Source organism: Legionella tunisiensis (genome assembly GCF_000308315.1).
GTDB lineage: Bacteria > Pseudomonadota > Gammaproteobacteria > Legionellales > Legionellaceae > Tatlockia > Tatlockia tunisiensis.
On the sequence record NZ_CALJ01000131.1, the window covers coordinates 1 to 8,529 of the forward strand.

Below are 8,529 nucleotides of genomic sequence, written 5' to 3' on the forward strand. Positions count from 1 at the left end.
AAAGTATTCCCGGTGAAGATTTTATCAAGGTTGATGTGAGTCCTATTGCTTTACTCAACAGGAATCGTTTAGTACTTCTTATCTGGCCTGATAAAGAACAGACTGCACTGACGGTACAGATTAATGAGCGTATGAATGCTATAGGAGCAAATGCATGAATTCGTTAAACTTGCGTTTGATTATTGCAATCATTTTAGCGCTTGTTCTGACTATTTTACCCTTACCGGATCTTTTAGTGGGACTTAGGCCGCCTTGGGTTTTAATGCTGGCCTTGTATTTACAGTATTATTTACCTGATCATTTCAATGTTAGCCTCCTTGTGATTATTGGCTTAATGCTGGATGTTTTATTAGCTACTGTAATTGGTGAGCATGCCTTTGCTCTGTGTTTTGTATCCTGGATAGCCAGTAATAAAGCACGGCGGTTTCTTTTTTCTATCGGGCAGCAAATGGGTTTGATAGGATTTTTCTGCCTGCTTTACCAGTTACTGATTCTAACGATAGATGCTTTCCTGGGATTTCATATTGGTTTTCTTATGTCTTTAGGCAGTGCGCTTATTAGCGTTTTATTTTGGCCTTGGGTAAGATTAATTGCAGATGATACCTTGCTTGCTAAGGCTCCTTACCGACGCTAGTGATGTTGACATTTCTACTATCTTGGCCGACAAGCATTGATTTCCTGGCTTCGATGTTCATTAACTATCATGTAAACTGTGTTGTGATATTCATAAATCAATACTTGCCGATTCAAGCGAGTGAGATCCTGTTAGATCTAAAAAATTTATTTTTAAATCAATATAATCTTAAGATAGATCTAAATATTTTACGTTGTTATACTGAAAATCATTAAATCCTTTGGCATGGATTGCTATGTGGCTTGTGCGGATTGCCTTATCTCGACCTTATACGTTCATCGTCTTGGCATTGATGCTGTTAATTATCGGGCCATTAGCAATATTACGCACTCCAACAGATATATTCCCGGATATCGATATCCCGGTAGTCAGTGTGGTCTGGGGATTTAGTGGTATGCCACCACAACAGATGTCTGATTTAATCACCAGCATTTTTGAACGGGCAGCAACGACAACTGTTAACGATATTGAACATATAGAATCCCAATCGTTGCTTGGTGTCAGTGTAACAAAACTTTTTTTCCATAATGATGTTGATATTGCTGTTGCCTTAAGTCAGGTCACAGCGATCGCACAAACCTTATTAAAGCAATTACCGCCTGGTCAAACGCCACCTTTGGTATTAAGTTACAATGCTGCAACAGTTCCTGTGCTGCAATTAATTTTAACTAGTCAAACTTTACCAGAGCAAGATTTATACGATCTGGGTAATAATTTTATTCGCACACAACTTGCGACAGTCCAAGGGGCAGCATTGCCTTTTCCTTATGGCGGGAAAATACGTCAGGTACAAGTTGATCTCCAGCCAGAAAAAATGCAGACCTATGGGGTTTCGGCACAAGATATTAGTGCAGTGATTGGTACGCAGAATTTAATTTTACCTGCTGGAACCGAGAAGATTGGTCTGTATGAATACCTGGTCAAACTTAATGCCAGCCCTTTAACGGCGGATGAGTTTAATAATTTTCCTGTGAAAGCACTACCGCATGGTGGTGTGCTTTATGTTCGCGATGTTGCTCATGTTCGCGATGGTTTTCCCCCACAAACAAATATTATTACTGTTAATGGAAAACGGGCAGTGATGATGTCCGTACAAAAACAGGAAATGCATCGACTCTCAATATTGTAAGTCGGGTGAAAGCGCTATTACCTGTTGTAAAAATATGATGCCTGCAGCCTTGAATTTGTCTACTTTCGGTGATCAATCAATCTTTGTTCTTGCTGCCATTGATGGCGTTATTAGGGAAGGGATTATTGCAGCTTGTTTAACAGGGTTGATGATTTTAATTGTTCTCGGTAGTTGGCGAAGTACTTTTATTATTGCCCTTTCTATTCCTCTGTCTATCTTGGCTTCGCTAACGATATTGTCTGCTGTGGGAGAGACGATCAATATTATGACTCTGGGTGGTTTAGCGCTTGCTGTGGGAATCTTAGTCGATGATGCGACCGTAGCCATTGAAAATATCAATTGGAATTTGGAGCAAGGTAAAGAGGTGGAACAGGCCATTCTGGATGGTGCAGAACAAATCGCTATTCCGGCACTGGTGTCAACACTTTGTATTTGTATTGTTTTCGTACCTATGTTCTATCTAGGCGGTGTGGCGCAGTACTTATTTGCCCCCTTAGCAGAGGCCGTTATTTTCGCTATGTTAGCGTCTTATATTTTGTCACGAACTCTTGTTGCGACGATGGCCAAATATTTGTTAAAAAACATGAGACTATCCATGATCCAGACAGTCTTAGCCGTTTTCAACGTTTCCATGCTGGATTTGAAGGGTGGTTTCAACGTTTTCGTCAACATTATCTTACGCTGCTAACAAAAGCTTTAGACAATAGACAGTTTTTTATTCTCGGTTTCTTAGGATTTATTTTGGTATCGATAGCGCTTTTAGCGCCCTGGCTTGGTTCCAATTTTTTCCCAGCGTTGATGCTGGACAAATTAAATTACATTTTCAGGCTCCTACTGGGACAAGGGTTGAGGAAACCGCTCGCTTGGCAGGAGAAATTGGCCATGTGATTCGCGGACTTATTCCAGAAGAAGAATTGTTTAGTGTCGTTGCTAATATTGGTTTACCTGTCAGTGGTATCAATTTATCTTACAGTAACTCAGCTACCAATGGGGCTAGTGATGCAGATATTTTGGTTGCACTTCAGGAAAACCATAAACCAACCGACGATTATATTCGTGATTTAAGGCCATTGTTGCAAAAGAAATTTCCGGGTGTCACTTTTTCCTTTTTGCCAGCGGACATTGTAAACCAAACGCTTAACTTTGGTTTGCCTTCAGCCATTGATATCCAGGTCATTGGTCTAAAACAGGAGGAAAATATTCGTTATGCATCTAAAGTATTAGAGCGTTTGAAACATGTACCTGGCGTAGTAGATGCCCATCTGCGGCAAGCCTTTAACTACCCTGGTTTCTTAGTAGAGGCAAATCGCAGTCGTGCACGAGAGTTGGGATATAGCCAATTTGATATTGCCAATAATTTGTTGATTACTCTTTCTGGAAGTTTTCAAACCTCACCGACCTTCTGGGTTAACCCAAAAAATCATGTTTCTTACCCCGTGGCAACTCAAACACCACAGTATTATATGAAATCATTACAAGCGTTGGGTAATATCACGATTGCTAATGCTACAAAGGATTCAGATCCTCAGATTTTAGGTGCGATGATGCACACAAAACGTACTATGGAACCTGTTGTGGTCTCTCACTATAATGTTCAGCCTGTGATTGATATTTTTGCTTCCATACAGGATACCGATCTAGGCTCCGTTTCAAAAGCGATTAACAAAATTGTCAAAGATACCAAAAAGGACGTGCCGAAAGGGTCTTCTGTCGTTGTGCGGGGACAGATACAAACCAAGGATGAAGCGTTTTCTGGCCTCTATCTAGGACTAATTTTTTCTATTCTTCTCGTTTATTTGCTTATTGTGATTAACTTCCAATCATGGCTAGATCCGTTCATTATTATTACGGCCTTACCAGCTGCTCTTGCTGGTATTGTGTGGATGTTATTTCTTACCCACACCACGCTTAGTGTTCCTGCTTTAACAGGGGCTATTATGTGTATGGGAGTAGCCACTGCAAACGGTATTCTGGTTATTAGTTTTGCGCGCGATCATATGAAGGAAGGCCATGATCCATTTACTTCCGCTCTTGAAGCGGGCAAAACTCGTATACGCCCTGTATTAATGACTGCTTCAGCGATGATTATTGGTATGTTTCCTATGGCACTTGGGATGGGAGATGGTGGTGAGCAAAATGCTCCACTAGGACGCGCTGTTATTGGTGGCTTGTCATTTGCAACCATTGCTACTTTATTTTTTGTTCCTACGATTTTTTGCCTGATTCATAGCCGCAAGCATAAAGGGGAAAAGCATGTCTGATGAAAGCCAGCCTCACACGTCGCGTCGGATTATTATTGCTGTTTGTCTTATTTTATTACTTGCCTTTGTTATTATCTTTTTTCGTGTTCAGGCTAAAATGGTATTACGCGTAGAAACAAATGCGAATGCTGTACCGATTGTAGCGACTCTTACTACAAAGCCTGGTCCACTGACTGAGAAAATTATTTTACCGGGCAAGGTTGAAGCCTGGCATGAGGCGGTAATTTACGCGCGTACAAATGGTTATATCAAAGATTGGTATGTTGATATTGGTAGTAAAGTTAAAGAAGGTGATTTACTTGCTATTATTGAGGCGCCGGAAGTCAATGCCCAATTACACCAAGCAGAAGCTGATTTAAATACTGCTATTGCCAATAAAGATTTGGCTGATATTACAGCTAAGCGTTGGCTCCATTTACTAAAATCGGATTCAGTCTCTAAACAAGAAACTGATGAGAAAGTTAGTAATCTAAAAGCTACGACAGCAATCGTGAATTCTGCACAAGCGAATCGAGATAGATTACGCGATCTAGTGAGTTATGAACGAGTCATTGCACCTTTTGACGGTACAATTAGTTTACGTACTATTGATATAGGTTCGCTCATTAATGCAGGTAGCGGAACTAATGTTTTTCCTCTATTCCATATTGTTCAATCGAATCCTATAAGGGTGTATGTACAAATACCACAAACCTATGTGAATAATGTTAAACCCAATATGGAAGTGAGTTTATATTTCACTGAGCATCCCGGGAAAAAATTTCCAGCCAAACTGTATAAAACAGCGGATGCTATTAATGTTAACTCCCTTACTTTACTTGCCCAATTCTGGGCTGATAATCCCAAAGATGAATTACTACCTGGCGGATATACGGAAGTACATTTCGATATGCCACTTTCGTCAAAGCTTATTCGGTTACCAGTGAATACTCTTCTCTTTCGTGCTCAAGGTTTACAAGTTGCTGTAGTTAATAAGAATAATAAAGTGGATTTACGTTCAATTACCGTAAGTCGTGATTTTGGTACCGAAGTCGAGGTGAATACAGGTCTTAAAGTTGGAGAGCACGTTATTTTAAATCCACCAGATGCTCTTATTGCTGGTCAAGAGGTGAAAATAGCATCCAAAGACAATGAAACACCACAAGAGCCAGCACCAAAATGAAAAGACTAATTACGCTGATTTTATTTTCGTTATTCTTAGTGGCTTGCTCGTTTACACCCCGGTATCAGCGCCCCTCGATGCCTATTCCTATTGACTATAAAGAAACGAAGGAGTGGAAGAAGGCTAAGGGGTATACGCCTACTGCCAAAGGTACACGTTGGTGGTTGATGTTTAATGATCCGGTTTTAAATGAATTAGAAGAAAAGGTCACTTGCACTAACCAAAATTTGAAACTCGCTTTTTCCCGTTTTTCGAAAAGCGCGTGCTGCTGCCCAGGTGGCGCGCTCTGCTTATTATCCCACCCTGCTTGGATTAGGCAATGCGGATAGGCAGCAAAAATCAAGAAATATTGCTAATCCAAATACAGATAATTCTTTTAGTGATTTTTTAACGGGTGTTGATATCACTTATGAGGTCGATTTGTGGGGGCGTGTGCGGAACTCCGTAGCTGCCAGTGAGAGCCAGTTACGAGCCAGCGCCGCTGATCTTGCGGGGGTTTCTCTTAGCATGCATGCCGAATTGGCTATGGATTATTTTGCTTTGCGTGGAGATGAAGCTAGCCAACGGGTATTGGATGCGACAGTCGCTGCTTATGAGAAAGGTTTATATATAACTCGTAAACGTTATAATGGTGGTGCCGCACCGATAGCCGATGTTGATCAAGCGATTACGCAATTGGAAAATGCCAGAACTGCAGCAACGGAAATGCGTTTGCGACGCGCCCAACTTGAACATGCCATTGCAGTATTAGTGGGTGAAATACCTGCTAATTTTAAAATACCTCCTGCAAAAACAAGAATGAACTTGGTTTCTATTGCCCCCCGAATTACCTTCTACATTATTAGAGCGCAGACCCGATATTGCTGCTGCTGAACAACGCGTGCAAGCGGCAAATTTTGAGATAGGTGTTGCTTGTGCAGCTTTTTACCCGCAAATTAATTTTAGTTCAATCGCTGGTTTTGAAAGTCGAGCATTGGCAAACCTATTTGATCAGCCCAGTATATTTTGGTCGCTTGGACCTATTAGTGGATTAGCGTTAGTGCAGCCCTTGGCAGATTTAGTGTTATTCGATGGCGGCAATTTGCGTGGTTTGCTGAACTCTGCAAAGGCGAGTTATCACGAAACAGTCGCTTCTTATCGCCAAACAGTGCTAACTGCTTTCCAAGAAGTAGAAGATAATTTGGTGGCAATCCGTCGTCTTGATCAAGAAAATCAAAGTCAAACTGCAGCAACGGCTGCAGCAAAACGCGCTTTGGTTCAGGCAATCGATCGATATAAAGGTGGACTTACCAATTATCTGGATGTAGTTGTCAATGAAAACACGGCGTTGCAAGCAGAACTGAATTCGGTGGATATTCGTACTCGTCGTCAGGTAGCCAGTGTATTACTTATTAAAGCGCTAGGTGGCGGTTGGTCTTGCCAAACTCAATGTACCTAGGATTAGTAACTGACTGTCTCATCTTTTTTAATTTAACTCTATACTAGAAGTGAATTAATAAAATTCTTTAATGAATTACGGGCGTTTTTATTAAAGAACATAATTTTCAGAGATTAACGTATGTCTACTCATAAAGAACATTCAGTTCTCTTTGATGCGATGTCGCATGTTCTTTCACTATTAGAAAATCCAGTACTTCTTTGTGATGCTCAAGCAACAATCCTTTATGCTAACCATTCTTATTGTAATTTAATAGATAGTAATCCGCAGGGAATAAAGTATTGGCAGGTTTTTCCAAAAGGTGATGAAACGCCAGATTATTTTAAAACAGCGGTTATTTCTCATAAAGAAATAAAACAGCCCATTCATTTAAACACGAAGACTTTTATAGTTCGAGTGGTTCCCGTCACCAAAATTATTGCACAACAAACGATCTATATGGTTTATTTCGAGGAAATAACGACCTTTTTAAACATGGAACAGCAAATTGAGCTTGATAAAGAAATTCTGGCAAATTCATTCTTTAACGCTATTAGAGCACTGTCAGAGTTAGTTGAGACACGCGATCCCTATACAGCAGGGCATCAGAAACGGACAGCCTCGATTGCCTTGCATATTGCTAAAAAAGCAAACCTTTCAGAGCTTAATTTTATGGTTACCCTATATTTAGGGGCTCTTATCCATGATGTGGGAAAAATTTATGTGCCTGTGGAATATTTAATAACTCCCCGTAAACTGGAGCCCTTTGAATATGAAATTCTAAAGCAACACGTGAATAAAGGGAGTGAAATTGTAAGTAAGATTGTTTGTCCTTGGGATATTGAGGTGATTGTATCCCAACATCATGAACGGTTGGATGGTTCTGGTTACCCCAAGGGATTAAAGAAAGATGAGATTAATAAATTGGCCCAAATAGTTGCTGTAGCAGATGTTTGGGAGGCGATGATAACACATAGGCCTTATCGGGCTGCCCATACAATTAAAGAAGCAGTGGATTATTTAAATTCAACAGCTGGTGTTTTATTTGATAAAAATTGCGTAGACTGTTTATTGAGTTTAGTTCAAGAGGAAATAGATATTTATTCTCAAGAGTTTTTCTCTTTTTTGAACTTCAAAACGTTTTTTACCGAATAGATCTTTTCAGTGATTTATCAGGTTTGGAAGTGATAGTTAATAAACGGTACTCGCCTGGTTGCAAATTGCCTAGTGACCAATCAGCAATACGATGCCTAACTAATCTTAACGTTGGAAAACCAATAGCTGCTGTCATTCGACGGATTTGGTGATTTTTGCCTTCTCGTAAAACAATTTCTAACCAACGGGTTGGTATGCTCTTGCGAAAACGGACAGGTGGATTTCTTGGCCACAAAGTAGGCTCATCGATTAATGTTACTTTGGCTGGCAAAAACCGTGTTTCTCGGATTACTAAGCCCTGTCGAAGTGGTAAGAGATCTTGTTCTTGTGGTATTCCCTCTACCTGTACCCAATAGTACTTTTCTCTTTTGGCATCAGGATGACTTAGTTGATGTTGCAATTTACCCTGATGAGTAAGAAGTAAAAGTCCCTCACTATTTTTATCCAAACGTCCTGCCGCATAAAAGTTCGGTTTATTAATATAATGAGCCAAAGTTTGTTCATGTATTTCGCCGGTGAATTGGCTTAGAACCCCAAAAGGTTTATTGAATAGTAAAATTTCATTCATGTTGCTTGCTATTTAAAAAGTAACGGTTGCGGTAGCTATCTAATGTTGAATGATACACTAAGCATAGCATAATGGGTTTCAGCACAATTACAATTTTTTACGTAGTCTTCTTCCTATAAATAAGTTTAAGCGCACTATTCTAATGAAATGCATTTGGGACAAAGAGTTTGAGCGTGCTATGATTAACGTCTTTAACCCAGATG

Annotated in this window: 9 protein-coding genes; 8 read left to right on the top strand and 1 reads right to left on the bottom strand. The window is 40.1% G+C overall.

Annotation, left to right across the window (positions count from 1 at the left end):
- Positions 1-154 precede the first annotated feature (154 nt).
- The 8 genes from mreD to BN58_RS28300 all read left to right on the top strand — a co-directional run bounded on the left by mreD (position 155) and on the right by BN58_RS28300 (position 7,758).
- Complete coding sequence (gene mreD, locus BN58_RS08670; protein ID WP_019216482.1) at positions 155-634, top strand: rod shape-determining protein MreD; 480 nt, start codon at positions 155-157, stop codon at positions 632-634.
- Positions 635-854: 220 nt separating this feature from the next.
- Entirely contained in the window at positions 855-1,763 is a 909-nt protein-coding gene (locus tag BN58_RS35945) for an efflux RND transporter permease subunit (protein ID WP_269570215.1), read from the top strand.
- Between the two features lie 34 nt (positions 1,764-1,797).
- A complete protein-coding gene (locus BN58_RS35950) occupies positions 1,798-2,451 on the top strand; it encodes an efflux RND transporter permease subunit (protein ID WP_269570217.1) in 654 nt (217 codons plus the stop codon).
- Between the two features lie 121 nt (positions 2,452-2,572).
- A complete protein-coding gene (locus BN58_RS35955; RefSeq protein WP_269570224.1) occupies positions 2,573-4,024 on the top strand; it encodes an efflux RND transporter permease subunit in 1,452 nt (483 codons plus the stop codon).
- A complete protein-coding gene (locus tag BN58_RS08680; protein WP_019216483.1) occupies positions 4,017-5,186 on the top strand; it encodes an efflux RND transporter periplasmic adaptor subunit in 1,170 nt (389 codons plus the stop codon). Before BN58_RS35955 ends, BN58_RS08680 begins: the two co-directional genes overlap by 8 nt.
- Positions 5,187-5,462: 276 nt before the next feature.
- Positions 5,463-6,059, top strand: coding sequence for a TolC family protein (locus BN58_RS33535; RefSeq protein WP_232220465.1), 597 nt, complete (start codon positions 5,463-5,465; stop codon positions 6,057-6,059).
- Entirely contained in the window at positions 6,001-6,624 is a 624-nt protein-coding gene (locus BN58_RS33540) for a TolC family protein (RefSeq protein WP_232220466.1), read from the top strand. Before BN58_RS33535 ends, BN58_RS33540 begins: the two co-directional genes overlap by 59 nt.
- Positions 6,625-6,744: 120 nt before the next feature.
- Positions 6,745-7,758, top strand: coding sequence for an HD domain-containing phosphohydrolase (locus tag BN58_RS28300; RefSeq protein ID WP_019216484.1), 1,014 nt, complete (start codon positions 6,745-6,747; stop codon positions 7,756-7,758).
- On the opposite strand, the gene BN58_RS08695 is transcribed toward BN58_RS28300, so the two are convergent.
- Positions 7,748-8,326 (bottom strand): pseudouridine synthase, encoded by a 579-nt coding sequence (locus BN58_RS08695; protein WP_019216485.1) that lies wholly within the window; start codon positions 8,324-8,326, stop codon positions 7,748-7,750. The two genes, BN58_RS28300 and BN58_RS08695, sit on opposite strands and share 11 nt — an antisense overlap.
- Positions 8,327-8,529 lie beyond the last annotated feature (203 nt).

Excerpts from the sequence above, each read along its gene's own strand:
- mreD (WP_019216482.1), top strand. The coding sequence starts at position 155 with ATGAATTCGTTAAACTTGCGTTTGATTATTGCAATCATTTTAGCGCTT.
- BN58_RS35950 (WP_269570217.1), top strand. The coding sequence starts at position 1,798 with ATGATGCCTGCAGCCTTGAATTTGTCTACTTTCGGTGATCAATCAATC.
- BN58_RS08680 (WP_019216483.1), top strand. The coding sequence starts at position 4,017 with ATGTCTGATGAAAGCCAGCCTCACACGTCGCGTCGGATTATTATTGCT.
- BN58_RS28300 (WP_019216484.1), top strand. The coding sequence starts at position 6,745 with ATGTCTACTCATAAAGAACATTCAGTTCTCTTTGATGCGATGTCGCAT.
- BN58_RS08695 (WP_019216485.1), bottom strand. The coding sequence starts at position 8,326 with ATGAATGAAATTTTACTATTCAATAAACCTTTTGGGGTTCTAAGCCAA.